We start from the raw sequence: 377 nt of genomic DNA, 5'->3' as shown, positions 1-377 counted from the left end.
CTCGAGCTGCGCATCGAGAAGCTGAAACGCGAACTGTACGGGCAGCGCTCCGAGCGCACGGCACGGCTGATCGAGCAGCTGGAATTGGAGCTCGAAGAACTCGTCACCTCGGCGACCGAGGATGAGCTTGCCGCGCAGGCCGCGGCGGCGAAGACGCAGAAGATCCGCCCCTTCACGCGCAAGCGACCGGTGCGCAAGCCATGGCCGGATGACATCGAATACGAGCGCATCGTCATCGATCCTCCGAATGCCTGCGCCTGCTGCGGCGGATCCCGGCTGTCCAAGCTGGGCGAGGATGTGAACAAGACGCTGGAGGAGGTTCCGCGCCGCTTCAAGGTGATCGAAACGGTGCGGGAGAAATTTACGTGCCGGGATTG

General features: G+C 63.7%; 1 protein-coding gene. It reads left to right on the top strand.

What is annotated here, in order from left to right:
* The coding region (locus tag ACWGS9_RS35485; protein WP_454509516.1) for an IS66 family transposase at nt 1-377 on the top strand (377 nt) is incomplete at both ends.

It is taken from the genome of Mesorhizobium sp. Arg314 (assembly GCF_053714275.1).
This window is presented reverse-complemented; position numbering and strand designations above follow the sequence as displayed.